This is a genomic window from Comamonas sp. F1-6, from assembly GCF_039581415.1.
GTDB classification, from domain to species: domain Bacteria; phylum Pseudomonadota; class Gammaproteobacteria; order Burkholderiales; family Burkholderiaceae_C; genus Comamonas; species Comamonas thiooxydans.
In genome coordinates this window covers 132,056-149,205 of record NZ_JBCPWN010000010.1, presented here as the reverse complement: position 1 = coordinate 149,205, position 17,150 = coordinate 132,056, and the positions used below count along the sequence as shown (strand labels likewise).

The window sequence follows — 17,150 nt, the reverse complement described above, 5'->3', positions numbered from 1 at the left end:
TCCGACGTTGACAACCGCCAAAGTCACGCAATACTGCGCTATCTCAAACTCTTAGTGACTGGAACTGCTTATGGGCATGATGCAAGAATTCCGCGAGTTCGCAATCAAGGGAAACGTCATGGATCTTGCCGTGGGCGTGATCATCGGCGGCGCGTTCGGGAAAATCGTTGATTCCGTGGTCAACGACCTCATCATGCCTCTGGTGGGCCTGCTCTTCGGCAAGCTGGACTTTTCCAACCTGTTCGTCGTTCTGGGCACCATGCCCGAAGGAGTTCCACGCACTCTGGATGCGCTGAAAAAAGCCGGCATTCCCGTATTTGCCTATGGCAGCTTCATCACGGTTGCGGTGAACTTCGTGATTCTGGCCTTCATCATTTTCATGATGGTCAAACAGATAAACCGCCTCAAGCGCGAGGCTCCGCCTGCACCGGAGCAAGCACCCGCTACGCCCGAAGACATTCAGCTGCTGCGCGAGATCCGCGACAGCCTCAATCGCAAGGCCTGAGAGCGTTCAGCCCAGTGATGAAAAGCCTGCTGACCTCCAGCAGGCTTTTTTCATGGCATCGAGCATTCAGCGCGACCCAGCACACTGCATGAATCCATCCGGCAAGTGCTTGGATGCCTGAAGCATTGACGACTGGTGAACCAGCAGTTGAAGTCCCATCAACTCGCCAGGCTGCGGGCCATATGCACGGCTTCAAGCAGGCTGGCCTCATCGGCCACTCCCTGACCGGCGATATCAAAGGCCGTGCCATGGTCGGGACTGGTGCGTACCAGCGGCAAACCCAGGGTCACGTTGATGCCTTTTTCCACACCCAAATATTTGACTGGGATCAACCCTTGGTCGTGGTACATCGCCAACACCACATCGAATTCACCCGGGTGGGCTGGCGTATTTCGCGCCCGCATGAAGACTGTGTCCGGCGCAAACGGTCCCTGCACATCCATGCCTTCGGCCTGTGCTGCCGCGATCGCCGGGGCAATGATTTCGATTTCTTCACATCCGAAGATGCCGCCCTCGCCCGCATGCGGATTGAGCCCTGCCACGGCAATGCGAGGCGTACGTCCCAGGCTCTTGCCCAGCGCCTGATGCGTGATGCGCAAGGTCTGCAGAATCTGCGGCCCTGTCACGGCCTCGATGGCCTCGCGCAGCGACACATGGATGCTGACCAGCACGGTACGCAACTCGTCATTGGCCAGCATCATGCGCACCGGCATCTGCTCCAGCGAAACGCCCGCATGGGCGGCCGCCTCGGCCTGCAGAAGTTCCGTGTGCCCGGGGAAAGTCACGCCCGCCAGATGCAGTGCCTCTTTATGCAAGGGCGCCGTAACCATGGCGGCAATCTCGCCACGCAAAGCCGCTTGCGCGGCCCAGACCACGCATTGCGCCGCGGCCTGCCCGGCAGCCGCGCAAATCTGGCCATAGGGCTGAGGCCCCGCCAACCCCGGCAAGTTCAGCAGCGCGACGGCACCTTCCGGAACAGACCAGGCTTCGCCCGGCTCATCGATCACCACCACGGGCTGGGCAATGGCCTGATCGCCGTCGACGGCCCTGGCGGCCAGCGCCGTGGCCCGGCGCAGAGTCTGCAACTCGCCCACTACAAAGCAGCCGCGCATGGCCTGCGGCGCAGCCCGAAAAGCCTTGGCGATGATTTCAGGCCCTATGCCTGCGCAGTCGCCCTGGGTGATGGCGATGGTTTGGGTTGAAGCAATGACGGACATAGGCATCAGAGTTGCCGCAAGCCTCCTGTTCCAAAGTGCTTGCAGCCATCAAAAGTGAAAGACGAAGGTCCAGGAGCGGATCAGGCCGGGTTGTCGATATCGATGAAGCGGTGCTCCAGCCCGCACTCCTGGGCTACATGGGCAGCCACGGCCGGAGCACCATAGCGCTCGGTCGCATGATGGCCGGCAGCAATAAAGCTCACGCCCATCTCTTGCGCCAGATGCATCTGGGGCTCGGAGATCTCGCCGGTGATATAGGCATCGGCGCCGGCGGCAATCGCGGACTCGAAAAAGCCCTGCGCCCCTCCGGTGCACCAGGCCAGCCTGCGGATCGGCTTGTGCTCCTGCACACCGGCCAGCGTCACCTTTCGCCCCAGCACGCTTTGCACATGCCCTGCCAGAGCGGCGGCATCGGCAAAGTCCACATCGGCCAGCCAGCCCAGGTTCTGCTCGCCAAAGGCCGCCTGGCCCCGCACGCCGAGCCTGGCCCCCAGTTGCGCGTTATTGCCCAGTTCGGCATGGGCATCCAGCGGCAGGTGATAGGCAAACAGATTGATGTCATGCGCCAGCAGCAGACGGATGCGCTCCTTGAGCCAGCCCGTGATGCGACCATCCATGCCGCGCCAGAACAGACCGTGGTGCACGAAGATGGCATCGGCCTCGGCCTCGATCGCCGCCTCGATCAGGGCGCGACTGGCCGTCACACCGCTGACGATGCGACGAATCTCGCTCTTGCCTTCGACCTGCAAGCCGTTGGGTCCGTAGTCCTTGAAGCGTTCGGGCTGCAGCAGCCCGTTGAAAACGGATAACAGGGTGTTTCGCTCAATGCTCATGACTCGATTGTGCCCAAGCCCGCACGCAAACCCGGCCAGCAAGGCTTTGACAGACGTAAAAAGGGCAGCCCAGAGCTGCCCTTTTCCTTTTTATCAGAACAAGTGACTTCAAGCCTTCTTGGCTTGCCAGCCCTTGCAGGCCAGAGGCCAGAAGCCCATGGCCATGCCCAGCACGCCCATGGCCGCCACATAGTGGGCGGGAGCCATCACATCCACCTGCTGCCACACGGACACCAGCATTGGGGTCAGGCCGCCGAACACGGCATAGGCCATGTTGTAGGAGAAGGACAGGCCGGTGAAGCGCACCTCGGGCGGGAAGGCCCGCACACCCACCACGGGCAGCAGCGAGATGGAGCCCACGAAGAAGCCCACGGTCGCATAGTTGCAGATCAGCGATGCCTCGTTGCCAGGCAGGTTCAGGTAGAACAGATAGGCCGTGGCCGTCATGCCGCCCCAGCCGATGAGCATGGTCAGCTTGGTGCCGATCTTGTCGGACAGCCAGCCCCAGAACACGCAGCCTATGGTCAGCGTCACGGTCGCCACGGCATTGGCCTTCAGGGCCATGGCAGGCTCGATGTGGAACACCTTTTGCAGATAGGCCGGCGTGAACAGAATCACCACCACGATCGCCGTGGACAGCACCCAGGTCATCAGCGCCACGACGACGCAGGCTTCCCGGTGGTCGCGCAAGATGGTCTTGATCGGCAGTTCGCGGTCAGCGGCCTTGCGGGCCTGCAGTTCCTGGAAGATGGGGGTCTCGTGCAGGAACTTGCGCAGATACACCGACACCAGACCGAAGACACCGCCCAGGATGAAGGGGATGCGCCAGGCCCAGTCGTGGATCTCGCCCTGGCTGTAGGTGCTGTTGAGCCAGACCCCGATGATGGAGCCCAGGAAAATGCCGCCGGTAATGCCGGAGGTCAGTGCGCCGATCGCAAAGCCGTAACGCTTCTGGGGAGCATGCTCGGCCACGAACACCCAGGCACCGGGCATTTCACCGCCGATGGCAGCCCCTTGCATCACGCGCATCAGCAGCAGCAGGATGGGAGCGGCCAAGCCTATGGTTTCATAGGTCGGCAGCAGGCCGATGACCAGCGTGGGCACGGCCATCAGGAACACCGACAGCGTGAACATCTTCTTGCGGCCCAGGATGTCGCCGAAGTGGGCAATCAAAATGCCGCCGATGGGGCGCGCCAGATAGCCAGCCGCGAAAATGCCCAGCGTCTGCAGCTGGCGCATCCACTCCGGCAGCGAGGCTGGAAAGAACAGGCTGCCAATCACATTGGCAAAAAAGACGAACACCACGAAGTCGTAAAACTCCAGCGTTCCGCCCAGGGCCGATAAGCCCAGGGTCTTGTAGTCCTCCCGGTTCAGGAGACGATTCGTCGCTGCAGCCGGCGCGTCAGCCGATGCAGCGTGGTCAAGCGTAGTCATGGTGTTTCCTAGATCGAACAACAGGACAGCGCGGATAAGGCCGCTGATCACGGGTCAACGTGCAGTGGCAGACCGATTGCGGCGGGCTTCAGATGCAAAGCCACACCAGACCGAATATGAGCACCTTGTGGGCAGTCACTTCAGTAACGGCGGCGTAAGCGCAGTCGAAAAAACATTCTAGGGTTTCCACTCATATATCCTGGACACATAAAACTTTAGGTGCTTGCAGTCCTATAGCCATGGGCCCTGCATTCTGCAAAGCTTTGCGTTATGCATTTGCTTGCAAGCAAATGTTCGCTTCGACGCCTGGCGCAGCCATGCTTCACAATGTGGGCTTGTTCCCTTCACTACCTATACGCATTACATGAAACGCACCTGGTTGCTGTTTTCGCAGGTCGTCACCGTGCTGGTGGCTATCTATTTTGTAGTGGCTACCCTACAGCCCACTTGGCTTCAGCGCGGAAATATCCGTAGCAGTGCCGGTGTTTCGCTGCTGCAGGCTCCATCCACTCCAGCGGGTGAAGTCGCTCCCGGCAGCTTTGCGCCTGCCGCGCGCAAGGCCTCGCCCGCCGTGGTCAGCATCAACACCAGCAAGGCGGTTCGCCACCCGCGCGCCAACGATCCCTGGTTCCAATTCTTCTTTGGCGATCAGGGTCCGCAGGAGCAATCTGGTTTGGGTAGTGGCGTCATCATCAGTCAAGATGGCTACATCCTCACCAACAATCATGTGGTGGAAGGCGCCGACGATATCGAGGTCACGCTGACCGATAGCCGTCAGGCCAAGGCCAAGATCATTGGAACAGACCCCGAGACTGATCTGGCCATTCTCAAGATCGAGCTCGACAAGCTGCCCGTCATCGTGCTGGGCAACTCCGATCAGGTCGCTGTGGGCGACCGCGTGCTGGCCATCGGCAACCCCTTCGGTGTGGGCCAGACAGTGACCAGCGGCATCATCAGCGCTCTGGGCCGCAGCCAGCTGGGCATCAACACCTTCGAGAACTTCATCCAGACCGACGCAGCCATCAACCCCGGCAACTCCGGCGGTGCGCTGGTGGATGCCAACGGCAATCTGCTGGGCATCAACACGGCCATCTACTCGCGCTCTGGCGGCAGCATGGGCATCGGGTTCGCGATTCCCGTCTCCACAGCCAAGATGGTGCTGGACGGCATCGTCAAGGACGGCAAGGTCACGCGCGGCTGGATCGGCGTGGAGCCCAACGAGCTCTCGCCCGAGCTGGCCGAAACCTTTGGCGTCAAGGCCGATGCCGGCGTCATCATCACCGGCGTGCTGCAGGCCGGCCCCGCCGCCCAGGCCGGCATGCGTCCCGGCGACGTAATCGTCAAGGTGGGCGAGACCGCGACCCGCAATGTCTCCGAACTGCTGACGGCCGTGGCCTCGCTCAAGCCCGGCGAAGCCGCCAAGTTCGATGTGCGCCGCGGCGACAGCGAAGTGGTGCTGGACATCACTCCGGGAGCCCGCCCAGCAGCCAGCACCCTGCAGCAACAGGGTCGCCCACGCCGCTGATTGCAGCGCCAACAAACCGAAAAGCCAGCGCTAGCCGCTGGCTTTTTTCATGCTCCGGCCGGGCCAGCCACAACCTCTTCAACACGATTCATCAAGAGATATGACTCAAGCACTGATGGAAAAAATTGCAGACAGTCATCAAAACAAAAGCCCTTGAATTGCTTCAAGGGCTTTGCAGGAGGTCGGGGCGAAGATCAGTGGCCGTCCGAGGATTTCTCCACTTCCGAGCCCGTGCCTTCCTCGGCATCGGGCGCACGCGATACCCTGCTGAACCAGCCGGCGCCCAGAATGCCGATCTCGTAGAGCAGGCACATGGGCAAGGCCAGGGCCAGCTGAGAGATCACATCGGGCGGCGTGATGACGGCAGCAATCACAAAGGCCAGCACCACGAAATAGCCGCGGAAGGCCTTGAGCTTTTCGATCTCCACCAGACCGAAGCGCACCAGCAGCATCACCACGATGGGCACCTGGAAAGCCGCCGCAAAAGCGATGTAAAGCGACAGAATCGCTTCCACATACGAGGCGATGTCGGGCGTGGCCGCCACGCTGGCAGGCGTGAAGTGCTGGATGAACTTGAACATATTGCCCAGCACAAAGAACTGTACGAAGGCAATGCCGGCATAGGCCAGCAGGCTGCCGAACAGGATCAGCGGCAGGGCGAACTTCTTCTCGTGGCTGTACAGGCCCGGTGCCACAAAGGCCCAGATCTGGTACATGATCCAGGGCAGCGCCAGCAGCACGGCCACCATCATCAGCACCTTGAGCGGCACAAAGAAGGGCGAGAAAACGCCCACCGCAATCAGCTTGGCGCCGGGCGGCATATGCTCCTTGATGGGCAGGGCGATGAAGTCGATCAGGCCATCGGGGCCCGGCCAGAACATCAGCAGCCCGACGCCGATCAAAACGCCATACAGGCTGTAGAGCAGGCGGTCACGCAGCTCCATCAGGTGCTGGACAAACGGCTGTTCCGTACCTGCGAGTTCGTCTTCTTTAGAGGGTTCGGACATGGTGCAAAACCGCGCCGGAGCCCGATCGGCCCCACACGCTTGAGAAACAACAACGCCCGCGGATCACGGGCAAAGAGCAACATGCAGGCAGCAGAGCCGAACCCCTGGGGCCGGCCTTGGCCGGCATTGCGGCCGGCAGGCTGCTGAGCTGCATGTTCAATGGAACTTCTTGGGGCGAAAGCGCGCCACGCGCGCCGCACCCGACTGGACCTTGCTGCGTACCCCGGCACGGGCCTTGTACCACTGGGGCACTGCACCGCGCTTGACGCGCCAGTTCTTGCGCGGATGGCGGTAGCTGGGCACCACGCTGCTGTGCGTATCCAGACCGGTGTAGCCGCCTTCTGCGTCATAGGAGCCGAAGGACGAAGCCGAAGTCATGTTCGAGTCGTCGCGCAGGTCCTTGGTCGCATCGCTCCAGTCCTTTTCAAGATCGGAGGCCTGATTGCGCATGCTGGACTCCACGTCCCGCGCGGCAGTCTCGACCGTGTCCTTCATCTTGCGCAGCTCATCGAGCTCCATGGAGCGGTTGACCTCGGCCTTGACGTCGGACACATAACGCTGTGCCCTGCCAAGCAAGGTGCCCACCATGCGGGCCACGCGCGGCAGTTTCTCGGGACCGATGACCACCAGGGCCACGGCACCGATCAGCGCCATTTTGGACAGGCCAATATCAAACATCTAAATGTCAGTCCTGCCGCGATCAGCTCTTTTGCTTGGCTTCCACGTCGATGGTGGCCTTTTCGGCAGCCTGCTGGTTGGCCACTTGGCCGGTCGCAGCATTGGCATCGGCGTCAGTCGCGCCGTCCTTCATGCCGTCCTTGAAGCCCTTGACGGCGCCGCCCAGGTCGGAGCCGATGTTCTTGAGCTTCTTGGTGCCGAACACCAGAACCACGATGAGCAGCACGATCGCCCAGTGCCAGATAGAAAACGAGCCCATGAGAATCTCCTAGAAATTGCAAACCATTTTAGACGGGGCTTGTGACAGATACGAATCAATCACCCAAAAAGCCTGCAGCGCACAGCTCTATCGCCGCGTGCAGGCCCGGTGCGCCGCCTGATCAGCCCTTGAGCCAGGGGCGCGGGCCGCCCATGACGTGCAGGTGCAGATGGTGCACTTCCTGCCCGCCTTCGCTGCCGGTGTTGACCACGATACGGAATCCGCCATCGGGATAAGGGTTGCAGCCCTGCTCCATCGCCAGTTTTGGAGCCAGCGCCATCATGCGGCCCAGCAGGGGCGCATCCTCGGCGCCGACCTGGGCCATGGAGGGGATGTGCTTCTTGGGAATCACCAGAAAGTGCACAGGTGCCCCCGGGTGAATGTCATGGAAGGCGAACAGCTCCTCGTCTTCATAGACCTTTCGCGAAGGAATCTCGCCCTTGGCGATGCGGCAGAAAATGCAATGGGGGTCGTGGTGGTCGTGCATGGTCTCTGGTATCTCTACGGTTCAGTATTCCGGACGCCCTGCGCTATTCATGGCCTAGGAGGCCAGGAAGCAGGCAATGGCGTCGTCCCCTGCGGGGCTATCCCCTATTCTCGTTGAATCGCAGCGTCTGCTTGACGCCAAGGTGCTCGCGGTTGAGCTGCAGCCATTGCTGGCCGCGCTCGCGTCCCAGCTCGAACAGCTTGCGCACCATGCCCATGTCTGCGCGCACCTTGCTTGAGGCGCCAAAGGGCTTGAGCACCGAGCCGCCATCGATGCGGTGCATCAGCACATGCTTGTAGCGCTCGGGGTCCAGGCGCTTTTGCTCCAGCAGCTTGACCACGAACTCGATGGCCCTCAACTCGGCCAGCAAGCTGGCGTTGAAGGTGATTTCGTTCATGCGATCCATGATCTCGCGGGCCGTGTCGGGCGAGACATCGGACTCCTTGGGATTGATCTGCACCAGCAGGATGTCCCTGCTCCTGGTCTCGTAGATCAGCGGATACAGGGCCGGATTGCCCGAGAACCCGCCGTCCCAGTAGCACTCCCCGTCAATCTCCACTGCCTTGAACAGTTGCGGCAGGCAGGCCGAGGCCATGATGGCGTCTGCCGTCACCTGCTCGCCCTTGAAGATCTTGCCGCCGCCCGTGCGCACATTGGTGGCGCAGATGAAGAGCTTGGGCACCACGCTGGGGTGCTCGGGATGCGCCAGCATCTCGAAGTCCACCACCCGGGTGAGCAGCTGTCGCAGCGGGTTGATATTGAGCGGATTGGTCTGATAGGGCGACAGAAACTGGTTGAGCACGCCCATGAACTGCTTGCTGCCCGGCAACGGTGCGGCCCAGAACATCTTGCCCACGCTGCCCATGGTGCCCACGCCCTCCCACAGCTCGCGCAGAGACTGGCGCGCCAGTTGCCGTCCCAGGTAACGGGCATCGTCCACTTTCTTTTCCTGCGCGGCCGCCTGCGCGAAACCATGGGCCAGCGCCACGGCGTTCATGGCACCGGCGCTGGTGCCGCTGATGCCTTCGAAGATCAGTCCGTCATCGTCCAGCAATGCATCCAGCACGCCCCAGGTCAGCGCACCATGCGATCCCCCGCCTTGCAGGGCCAGGTTGAGGGTATGGGAAGTCTCTGCAGCCATGGCACGATCCTGTGAGGGTTGATGAACCAAGCAAGGGGCTTGGGACTCACGCAAGCAAAGAATGCACAGCGGGCATATCCATGGACAAAACACCATGCCCGATTCGAATCCGCTTAAGTCCCGGAGCTTATCCAGCACCGCGAGCATTGCACAGGCCCTGCACTCGTGTCAGCCTGCCACCCCGAATCTGTTGCAGCGCAGCACAACCGCTTGCAAAAACAAAAAAGCCCCGGCCGTACAGCGAGGGCTTGGGTGTCTGGCAAGTGCGGTTCAGGGCTGGATCGCGCGATTCTTGTTCATGGCGATCATGCCGCTGACGATGCGGTAGAGGAACCAGATGGAGATCAGCACCCAGGCAGGGTTGAAGATCAAGAGGCCCAGCAGGAAGAACGGGAAAGTCACCGCATAGAGCACGATGGCCCAGAGCACGCTGCGCAGCCGCCAGGAAAAGTGGCTCTCCTGCCAGGTGCCACGCGCATCATCACGCTTGACCAGATCGATGACAACTGCAATCAGCAACAGCAGCACACTGACCTGCGCGCCCGGGAGCACGGCGGCCACGGCCACGACCAGGTGCAGCAGATAGCTGACCCAGCCCCAGGCCTTCAGGCCCTCGATCTCGGTAGAGCTGCTGCTGCCTACATCGATGATGTCGCGATCGTCATTCATGCGCTTCCTCCTTATTGCTTGGCCGCCCCTTCCTGAGCAGCGCGTTCCTGGGCCTTGCGCAGGGCTTTTTCCTCCAGACCGCTGGTGCCCTCGCGGCGCTCCAGCTCGGCCACCACCTCTGCGGGTGTCAGCCCGTAGTGCGACAGCGCAATCATGGAGTGAAACCACAGATCCGCCACTTCATAGAGGATCTTGCCCTTGTCCGCACCATGATCGACATCCTTGGCGGCCATGACGACCTCGGTGGCCTCTTCGCCGATCTTCTTCAGAAAGGCGTCAGGCCCCTTGTGCAGCAGGCGCGCGACATAGCTTTTTTCAGGGTCGCCACCATTGGCGACCTTGCGGCTTTCGATCACGGCGGCCAGACGGGCCAGTGCGCCCTCGATCGACGCGGTGTTTTGTTCAGACATGACTTTATTTATAGATGGAAGCAGGATCTTTCAAGACCGGATCGACAGCAAGCCACTGTCCGTCCTTGAAAACGCTGTAGAAGCAGGAGTGGCGGCCGGTATGGCAGGCAATACCGGGATCATGCCCCTCTTGCGTGATCTTGAGCAAAACCACGTCGTTGTCGCAGTCGATGCGCATCTCATGCACGGTCTGCACATGGCCGGACTCCTCGCCCTTGAACCACAGCTTGTTGCGCGAGCGGCTGAAGTAGACGGCACGCCCCAGCTCGGCGGTCTTTTCCAGTGCCTCGCGGTTCATCCAGGCAAACATGACCACGTCGCCGCTGCTTTGCTCCTGCGCAATCACGGGCACCAGACCCTGCGCATCCCATTTGACTTGATCGAGCCAGCTCATTGCAGACCTTTGCTTTGTATAGCTGCCAGCGCAGGCCAGCAGCCAACATCAACCATAAAACATATGGAAAGCCGCTTGTAGCCTGCGCAAGCCGCTCTCAAAACAACTTTAGAGACGCACGGGAATGCCGCGCGCGCGCATGCATTCCTTGGCCTGCTGCACGGTGTACTCGCCATAGTGGAAGATGCTGGCGGCCAGCACGGCATCGGCGCCGCCAATGGTCACGCCATCGGCCAGATCTTCGAGATTGCCGACACCGCCCGAGGCGATCACGGGCACGGCCACGGCATCAGCCACGGCACGCGTGAGTTTCAGATCGAAGCCGCTCTTGGTGCCGTCCTTGTCCATGCTGGTCAGCAGGATCTCGCCGGCACCGCGCCTGGCCATCTCTTCGGCCCAGCGCACCACATCCAGCCCCACATTCTTGCGGCCGCCGTGGCTGTACACATCCCAGCCCGGCCCCATGGGCGTGCCGCCGGGACCGATGCGCTGCTCGTCCTCGGGCGTGCGGCGCTTGGCGTCGATGGCCACCACGATGCATTGCGCGCCGTACTTGTCGCTGCAGGCATTGATGGTGTCCGGGTTGGCAATGGCGGCGGAGTTGAAGCTGGTCTTGTCGGCTCCGGCATTGAGCAGGCGACGCACATCTTCCACGCTGCGCACGCCACCGCCCACGGTCAGCGGAATGAAGACCTGCGAAGCCACGGCCTCGATGATGGGCAGAATCAGGTCGCGGCCATCGCTGGTGGCCGTGATGTCCAGAAAGGTCAGCTCGTCTGCACCCTGGGCGTTGTAGCGTGCGGCAATTTCCACCGGGTCGCCCGCATCGCGCAGCTCCAGAAAATTGACGCCCTTGACCACGCGGCCGCCGGTCACGTCAAGGCAGGGAATGATGCGTTTGGCAAGCATGGACCAGTCTCGGAATATCTACGAACAAGGAGGCCAAAGATACCACGGCCTCGCCGCTGCCTAGGGCATCTGCCGACGGCGCCCCCCTGCCGCTGCCATGGCATTGCCAGCTGGCTTCGGCGGCACGCAGCCCGGCCACAGCCATCGCATCGCGAGTCAAACCCGCTCGATTTGAAACGATTCAACTCAGCAGCAGCCCCAATCCATAAAGCGGCACAAAATCCCCGTGCTCCCAATTGAATAACAGTAAACACAGAGCCGGCCTCACGATTTATTGTTTTCAGCCGCAATCTCTTTCCTGCATCGATATTCCGGCTGCGATTAACTGGCGCACATAGGACCATCGCCCACTCCTGACCAGGCATGCCACAAGCGATCCGGAAATAAAGGCACTGATATTCTCAATGAGAAGCCTCCACACCTGCGAGAAGCTGCACTGCCGAGAGCGGCATATGACTGCGTGACAAGCAAAGCTATTGCGGATTGGGCTTCGGCAAGCCGCCTGACGCTAGGGTTGACAGCAATGCAAAGCAATCTCGACCAGGCAGCGAAATACCTTAAATATTGTGTATAAAACCCCAATTCGGCTTCCAAATATTCATGACGTAAAAAGATGTTTCTTTTTACGCCGCCTTCTTGTTCGGATTGTTTTTGCTAGTGAAACTATGAAAAAAATAAATCAATAGTTTTTAATATTTCGACAGTGTTGAACCCATAAATAGTTGACCGAACCCGGAAACCCATCCCATTCGATGAATGTATTCAGGCACAGGTGATCATCATGGATATGAGACGCCAATATTTCGGTACCGACGGAATCCGTGGGCGGGCTGGGTATTTCCCCATCACGCCGGACTTCGCTCTGCATCTCGCCCATGTCGTCGGACGAATGCTTCATCGCAACGAAGAGCGCCCGACGGTGCTGATTGGCAAGGACACGCGTATCTCGGGTCACATGCTCGAAAGCGCCTTGGTGTCGGGCTTCAATTCGTCTGGCGTGGATGTGGTGCTGCTTGGGACGCTGCCAACACCGGGAGTGGCCTATCTCACGCGGGCCTTGCGTGCCAGTCTGGGAGTGGTCATCAGCGCCAGCCACAACACCTTCGAGGACAACGGCATCAAATTCTTCAGCGCCAAAGGCACCAAACTGCCCTATGTCTGGGAGGTAGCAGTCGAGCAAATGCTGCTGGATGAGCCGCATTGGGTCCCGGCAATCGCACTCGGAAAAACCCAGCTCCTGGATGACGCCGCCGGTCGCTATATAGAGTTTTGCAAGAGCACTTGCGACCATGCGTTCACCTTGCGAGGACTGAAGATCGTGGTCGATGCCGGCCATGGTGCGGCCTATCAGATAGCGCCCATGGTCTTGCATGAACTCGGTGCCGAAGTGGTGGCCATAGGCTGCGCTCCCGATGGCATGAACATCAACCAGGGGGCCGGAGCCGCACATCCGGAGCTCCTGGCCACGACTGTTTCCGGTTGCGGTGCGGATTTCGGCATCGCCCTGGATGGCGATGCGGATCGCCTGCTGGTCGTCGATGCCGCCGGGCGGCTCTACAACGGGGACGAGTTGCTGTACCTGATCGTCGCCGACCGCCTGGAGCATGACGAGAGCATTGCGGGCGCCGTCGGCACGCTGATGACGAATATGGCGGTGGAGCGGGCATTCGGGGTGCTGGATGTGGACTTCATGCGCACCAAGGTCGGCGACCGCTACGTGCTTGAGGAGCTCAGCCGCAGGGGCTGGACCTTCGGCGGCGAGGGGTCAGGCCATCTGCTGATACTGGACCGGCACAGCACGGGCGACGGTCTGGTGAATGCACTCCAGATATTGCAGGCCTGCGTGCGCACCGGCCGCACGCTGTCGCAATGGCTGCTGCCGGTGCAGCTCTACCCTCAGGCGTTGCTCAATGTGCACTGGTCGCCAGACCGGGATTGGCGCAGCAATGCCTTGCTGGCACGAGTGCAGGCGCAGGTCGAGGCCGAACTGGGTTCTACCGGGCGTGTGCTGGTGCGTCACAGCGGCACGGAGCCGCTGCTGCATGTGATGGTGGAAGCGCAGGATGGCGATCAGGCCAGCCGCTGTGCCGAGAGACTGGTCACGGCTGCCAGAGACGGTTAGCCCGCCGATGCAGCTGCGCCGCTCATGCAGCAGATAGAGCCGGCACCAATTGTGGCCAGCACGAGGAGCTGGCTGACATACCCCAAGCAGAGCGTGAAAGATGATTTTGAGCAGGTACGAATGAAGAACGTCTGATACCAATTGACTCAAAGGGAGAACGCAATGAATCAGGACTCCGAGGCTCTTCACGCCAAGCCAGACATCGTGCAGTTGCTCATCGTGTCCGGGACCAGGCCCGAAATCATCAAGCTGGCCCCTGTCTATCACGCACTGAAACAGACGCACTGGGCCCGCCCCATCTGGCTGCACACCGGCCAGCATGGCGACATGGCCGCGCAAATGCTGGACTGCTTTCATATCCAGCCCGATCATGTGCTGCAAAGGCAAGGAAGCTCTCTGCTGGAATTCGCCACAGGCTGCAGGGGTCAGCTGGAGTCCGTGCTGACGGATACGAGCTGTGAGGCAGTGATCGTGCAGGGCGACACAGAAAGCGCGTTTCAGGGTGCATTGGCCGGCTTCTATCTCAAGGTGCCCGTCGTCCATGTCGAAGCCGGCCTGCGCACCTACAACCTGCACCGACCTTTTCCGGAGGAAGGCCTGCGGCAAATGATAGGGCGCATCGCCAGCCTGCATCTGGCCCCCACCCCGAGGGCCCAGCAGGCGCTGGAGCGCGAAAACGTGGCCAAGGAAAAGATCGAGCTCACCGGCAACACCGTCGTCGATGCCCAGCTCTGGGCCAGCCAGCATCACCACATCCACCGCCGCATGCAGGGCCGAGGCCATATTCTGGTGACCATGCACAGGCGAGAGAACTGGGGCCCCGATGTAGACCATGTGTGCGAAGCCATTGCCGATATCGCGCGCGAGTTTCCCCAGATGCCGGTGCTGTTCCCGGTCCACCTCAATCCGGTGGTCAAGGAGCCGGTATACCGTCTGCTGGGCGGACTTCCCAATGTCAAGCTGACAGAGCCGCTGGATTACCTGGCCATGCAGCAGGCCCTGGCCGATGCCTGGCTGGTGCTGACCGATTCCGGCGGACTGCAGGAAGAGGCACCGACCTTCAAGGTACCGGTGCTGGTCTTGCGCGACGAGACCGAGCGTCCCGAGGTGCTGGAAGCCGGCTGCGCCGCTTTGGTTGGAGCCGACAGAAGCAGGATCGTTCAGTCCGTGCGCCACCTGATGCATGACGATGCTGCCTACCGGAGCATGCAGGCCAGCAGCAACCCCTTTGGTGACGGGACTGCAGCACAGCGCACCGAGAAAAGACTGCACCAGATGCTGAGGCCTGATCAAGCAGGCCTGGCACAGAAAGCCACAGAAAGGACACCTCATGTCCTGGCTTGACCTGTTCACCGGATACCTCTATGTGCTCAAGAGCATCGCCATCGTCATTGCGGTGGTGATCTTCATCAGCGGACTGGACGATCTGTTCATCGACCTCTTTTACTGGGGGCGGCGCACCTGGCGTGCACTGACCGTGTATTCGCGCCACGAGCAGATGAATCACAAGGCCTTGCTCGGTGTGGACGAGAAGCCGCTGGCCATCATGGTGCCCGCCTGGCAGGAGCATGGCGTGATCGGCAAGATGGCGCAGCTGGCGGCAACCACGCTGGACTATGAGAACTACCACATCTTCATCGGCACCTACCCCAACGACCCCCAGACCCACGCCGATGTGGAGCAGGTAAGAGCCCATTTCCCGAATGTGCACAGCGTGGTCTGCGCACGCCCCGGGCCGACCAGCAAGGCCGACTGTCTCAACAATGTGCTCGATGCCATCTTCCAGTTCGAGCAGCGCTCGGGCATAGAGTTTGCAGGCTTCATCCTGCATGACTCGGAAGACGTGCTGTCCAGGTTGGAGCTGAGACTGTTCAACTTTCTCGTGGATCGCAAGGATCTGATCCAGCTGCCGGTCTACCCCCTGGAGCGGCCGCTGCGCGAATTCACTGGCGGGCATTATCTGGACGAGTTTGCCGAGCTGCATGCCAAGGACATCGTGGTGCGCGAGGCCCTGGTGGGTCAGGTGCCCAGCGCCGGGGTCGGCACCTGCTTCAGCCGCCGCGCCATCACGGCGCTGCTGGAGATGGGCGATGGCGTGGCCTTCGATACCCAGAGCCTGACCGAGGACTACGACATCGGTTTCCGGCTCAAGCAGCTGGGCATGCGCGAGATCTTCGTGCGCTTTCCCGTGCATGACGCGGACCAGCCTACCGATCCCGACCAGCCACGCCGACACGGGCGCAGCGCGCGTGAAGCCAGCGTCATCTGCGTGCGGGAGTTCTTCCCCGATACGCTGAATGCGGCGGTGCGACAGAAGTCCCGCTGGATCACGGGCATCGTGATCCAGGGTTTCAAGACCCTGCGCTGGACCCAAAGCGGTGTGCTGAACTATTTTCTCTGGCGCGACCGCAAAGGGGCTCTCACCAATTTCGCCAGCTTTCTGGCCATGCTGCTGGCGATGCAGCTGATTGCCATCTGGCTCTACCAGCGCCTGGTACCGGACAGCTACCGGTTTCTCTCCATCTTCCAGGGCGACTGGTGGCTGTATGCGCTGCTGGCAGCGAACTTCGTGCTGATGCTCAACCGCATTGTCCAGCGCATGTTCTTCGTCACCAGCTACTACGGCATCGTCCAGGGATTGATGTCGCTTCCGCGCCTGCTATGGGGCAATTTGGTGAACTTTCTGGCCAACTGGCGGGCCATCGCCCAGGCGCTGCAGGCCAAGGATATCCGGCGCATGGCCTGGGCCAAGACCGATCATGACTTCCCCATGCTGGGAGAGGGACCCCGACTGCGCCAGCCCCTGGGACAGATACTGATCGCACAAGGTGCCCTGACAGAGAGCCAGCTGCAGGAAGCGCTGCTGCGCCCCACTCCCGGCTTGCGCCTGGGCAGTGCGCTGGTGCACAAGGACCTGATCAGCACCGCACAGCTGGCAGCTGCAGTTGCCCAGCAGGCTGGTGTTTCATGGGAATTTCTGGGAGAGCGTCTGATCCCCGACGAGATCGCTGCGCTGCTGCCTGCACATCTGGCACTGCATTACAGCGTGGTGCCGCTGCGCGAGGAGGGAGAAACACTGATCCTGGCCAGCGAGTCGGTCATAGACCCGGTCTCGCACGCAGCCCTGGAGCGCAAGCTGGAGAGGCCCGTGCGCTACCTCATTGCCCCCAAGGGAGAGGTCACGGTCGAGCTGCGGCGTCTGTATGCAAGACAACATGGGGAGCCGGCTCGCGAACTGCTGGCCTGGGCCGTGGAGCGCAAACGCGTATCCGCCGAACAGGCGAAAGAGCTGTGGAAATTCTATGTATCGCGGCAGCTGATGCTGGGCGAAGTGCTTCAAGCCCTGGGCCGCATCGACACGGCCGTGCTGAATGCCTTGCTGCTCAGACATGAGCAAAGCGATGACAGCCTGGGCCTGTTCCTGGTGAACCAGGGGGCGTTGACGCAGGCTACGCTGGATGAAGCACTGCGACTGCAGCAACAGCTGCAGGTCACCATGGCGCAACTTTTGCGCCGCCTTGATGCCGCCCCGATCGTGTCCGTTGCTTAGGTGCCAATAT

General features: G+C 61.1%; 17 protein-coding genes. 5 read left to right on the top strand and 12 right to left on the bottom strand.

Features of this window, described 5'->3' with window-relative positions:
* The first annotated feature begins 70 nt into the window (after positions 1–70).
* Positions 71–505: a large conductance mechanosensitive channel protein MscL gene (gene mscL / locus AAIL66_RS12755; RefSeq protein ID WP_034357508.1), complete on the top strand. Its 435-nt coding sequence runs from the start codon at positions 71–73 to the stop codon at positions 503–505.
* 158 nt (positions 506–663) lie between these two features.
* Here mscL and pdxA read toward each other — a convergent pair whose 3' ends face one another.
* The 3 genes from pdxA to AAIL66_RS12740 form a co-directional block, all read right to left on the bottom strand.
* Positions 664–1,722, bottom strand: a complete 1,059-nt coding sequence (pdxA, locus tag AAIL66_RS12750) for a 4-hydroxythreonine-4-phosphate dehydrogenase PdxA (protein WP_343496884.1) — start codon at positions 1,720–1,722, stop codon at positions 664–666.
* A gap of 80 nt (positions 1,723–1,802) precedes the next feature.
* Positions 1,803–2,555, bottom strand: a complete 753-nt coding sequence (locus tag AAIL66_RS12745) for a Nif3-like dinuclear metal center hexameric protein (RefSeq protein ID WP_343496879.1) — start codon at positions 2,553–2,555, stop codon at positions 1,803–1,805.
* 108 nt (positions 2,556–2,663) lie between these two features.
* Complete coding sequence (locus AAIL66_RS12740) at positions 2,664–3,989, bottom strand: MFS transporter (protein ID WP_034357504.1); 1,326 nt, start codon at positions 3,987–3,989, stop codon at positions 2,664–2,666.
* A gap of 364 nt (positions 3,990–4,353) precedes the next feature.
* On the opposite strand from AAIL66_RS12740, the gene AAIL66_RS12735 reads away from it, so the two are divergent.
* The gene (locus tag AAIL66_RS12735; protein ID WP_034357502.1) at positions 4,354–5,514 is read left to right on the top strand and encodes a trypsin-like peptidase domain-containing protein; all 1,161 of its coding nucleotides are present in this window, start codon (positions 4,354–4,356) and stop codon (positions 5,512–5,514) included.
* A gap of 194 nt (positions 5,515–5,708) precedes the next feature.
* Here the strand turns inward: AAIL66_RS12735 and tatC are convergent, their stop codons facing one another.
* The 9 genes from tatC to hisF all read right to left on the bottom strand — a co-directional run bounded on the left by tatC (position 5,709) and on the right by hisF (position 11,468).
* Positions 5,709–6,521: a twin-arginine translocase subunit TatC gene (tatC, locus tag AAIL66_RS12730; protein ID WP_034357499.1), complete on the bottom strand. Its 813-nt coding sequence runs from the start codon at positions 6,519–6,521 to the stop codon at positions 5,709–5,711.
* A gap of 156 nt (positions 6,522–6,677) precedes the next feature.
* Entirely contained in the window at positions 6,678–7,199 is a 522-nt protein-coding gene (gene tatB, locus AAIL66_RS12725; protein ID WP_003062149.1) for a Sec-independent protein translocase protein TatB, read from the bottom strand.
* Between the two features lie 22 nt (positions 7,200–7,221).
* Complete coding sequence (gene tatA, locus AAIL66_RS12720) at positions 7,222–7,458, bottom strand: Sec-independent protein translocase subunit TatA (protein WP_003058595.1); 237 nt, start codon at positions 7,456–7,458, stop codon at positions 7,222–7,224.
* A gap of 121 nt (positions 7,459–7,579) precedes the next feature.
* Positions 7,580–7,945, bottom strand: coding sequence for a histidine triad nucleotide-binding protein (locus tag AAIL66_RS12715; protein ID WP_034357497.1), 366 nt, complete (start codon positions 7,943–7,945; stop codon positions 7,580–7,582).
* Between the two features lie 97 nt (positions 7,946–8,042).
* Positions 8,043–9,086: a patatin-like phospholipase family protein gene (locus AAIL66_RS12710; protein WP_034357495.1), complete on the bottom strand. Its 1,044-nt coding sequence runs from the start codon at positions 9,084–9,086 to the stop codon at positions 8,043–8,045.
* A gap of 270 nt (positions 9,087–9,356) precedes the next feature.
* The gene (locus AAIL66_RS12705) at positions 9,357–9,755 is read right to left on the bottom strand and encodes a membrane protein (protein ID WP_034409137.1); all 399 of its coding nucleotides are present in this window, start codon (positions 9,753–9,755) and stop codon (positions 9,357–9,359) included.
* An 11-nt stretch (positions 9,756–9,766) separates the two neighbouring features.
* The gene (locus AAIL66_RS12700) at positions 9,767–10,165 is read right to left on the bottom strand and encodes a phosphoribosyl-ATP diphosphatase (protein ID WP_034357492.1); all 399 of its coding nucleotides are present in this window, start codon (positions 10,163–10,165) and stop codon (positions 9,767–9,769) included.
* 4 nt (positions 10,166–10,169) lie between these two features.
* Entirely contained in the window at positions 10,170–10,598 is a 429-nt protein-coding gene (gene hisI / locus AAIL66_RS12695) for a phosphoribosyl-AMP cyclohydrolase (RefSeq protein WP_255538961.1), read from the bottom strand.
* Between the two features lie 69 nt (positions 10,599–10,667).
* On the bottom strand, positions 10,668–11,468 hold the full coding sequence (hisF, locus tag AAIL66_RS12690; RefSeq protein ID WP_003058607.1) for an imidazole glycerol phosphate synthase subunit HisF: 801 nt from the start codon (positions 11,466–11,468) through the stop codon (positions 10,668–10,670).
* Positions 11,469–12,255: 787 nt separating this feature from the next.
* Here hisF and glmM point away from each other — a divergent pair.
* The 3 genes from glmM to nrfB all read left to right on the top strand — a co-directional run bounded on the left by glmM (position 12,256) and on the right by nrfB (position 17,140).
* The gene (gene glmM, locus AAIL66_RS12685) at positions 12,256–13,590 is read left to right on the top strand and encodes a phosphoglucosamine mutase (RefSeq protein WP_003062134.1); all 1,335 of its coding nucleotides are present in this window, start codon (positions 12,256–12,258) and stop codon (positions 13,588–13,590) included.
* Positions 13,591–13,752: 162 nt separating this feature from the next.
* On the top strand, positions 13,753–14,934 hold the full coding sequence (wecB, locus tag AAIL66_RS12680; RefSeq protein ID WP_343496878.1) for a UDP-N-acetylglucosamine 2-epimerase (non-hydrolyzing): 1,182 nt from the start codon (positions 13,753–13,755) through the stop codon (positions 14,932–14,934).
* Positions 14,921–17,140, top strand: a complete 2,220-nt coding sequence (gene nrfB, locus AAIL66_RS12675; protein WP_343496877.1) for a cyclic di-3',5'-guanylate-activated glycosyltransferase NrfB — start codon at positions 14,921–14,923, stop codon at positions 17,138–17,140. The genes wecB and nrfB overlap by 14 nt, the downstream gene beginning before the upstream one ends.
* The last annotated feature ends 10 nt before the right edge of the window (positions 17,141–17,150 follow it).

Coding starts and splice junctions, on each gene's coding strand:
- mscL (WP_034357508.1), top strand. CDS start 71: ATGGGCATGATGCAAGAATTCCGCGAGTTCGCAATCAAGGGAAACGTC.
- pdxA (WP_343496884.1), bottom strand. CDS start 1,722: ATGTCCGTCATTGCTTCAACCCAAACCATCGCCATCACCCAGGGCGAC.
- AAIL66_RS12745 (WP_343496879.1), bottom strand. CDS start 2,555: ATGAGCATTGAGCGAAACACCCTGTTATCCGTTTTCAACGGGCTGCTG.
- AAIL66_RS12740 (WP_034357504.1), bottom strand. CDS start 3,989: ATGACTACGCTTGACCACGCTGCATCGGCTGACGCGCCGGCTGCAGCG.
- AAIL66_RS12735 (WP_034357502.1), top strand. CDS start 4,354: ATGAAACGCACCTGGTTGCTGTTTTCGCAGGTCGTCACCGTGCTGGTG.
- tatC (WP_034357499.1), bottom strand. CDS start 6,521: ATGTCCGAACCCTCTAAAGAAGACGAACTCGCAGGTACGGAACAGCCG.
- tatB (WP_003062149.1), bottom strand. CDS start 7,199: ATGTTTGATATTGGCCTGTCCAAAATGGCGCTGATCGGTGCCGTGGCC.
- tatA (WP_003058595.1), bottom strand. CDS start 7,458: ATGGGCTCGTTTTCTATCTGGCACTGGGCGATCGTGCTGCTCATCGTG.
- AAIL66_RS12715 (WP_034357497.1), bottom strand. CDS start 7,945: ATGCACGACCACCACGACCCCCATTGCATTTTCTGCCGCATCGCCAAG.
- AAIL66_RS12710 (WP_034357495.1), bottom strand. CDS start 9,086: ATGGCTGCAGAGACTTCCCATACCCTCAACCTGGCCCTGCAAGGCGGG.
- AAIL66_RS12705 (WP_034409137.1), bottom strand. CDS start 9,755: ATGAATGACGATCGCGACATCATCGATGTAGGCAGCAGCAGCTCTACC.
- AAIL66_RS12700 (WP_034357492.1), bottom strand. CDS start 10,165: ATGTCTGAACAAAACACCGCGTCGATCGAGGGCGCACTGGCCCGTCTG.
- hisF (WP_003058607.1), bottom strand. CDS start 11,468: ATGCTTGCCAAACGCATCATTCCCTGCCTTGACGTGACCGGCGGCCGC.
- glmM (WP_003062134.1), top strand. CDS start 12,256: ATGAGACGCCAATATTTCGGTACCGACGGAATCCGTGGGCGGGCTGGG.
- wecB (WP_343496878.1), top strand. CDS start 13,753: ATGAATCAGGACTCCGAGGCTCTTCACGCCAAGCCAGACATCGTGCAG.
- nrfB (WP_343496877.1), top strand. CDS start 14,921: ATGTCCTGGCTTGACCTGTTCACCGGATACCTCTATGTGCTCAAGAGC.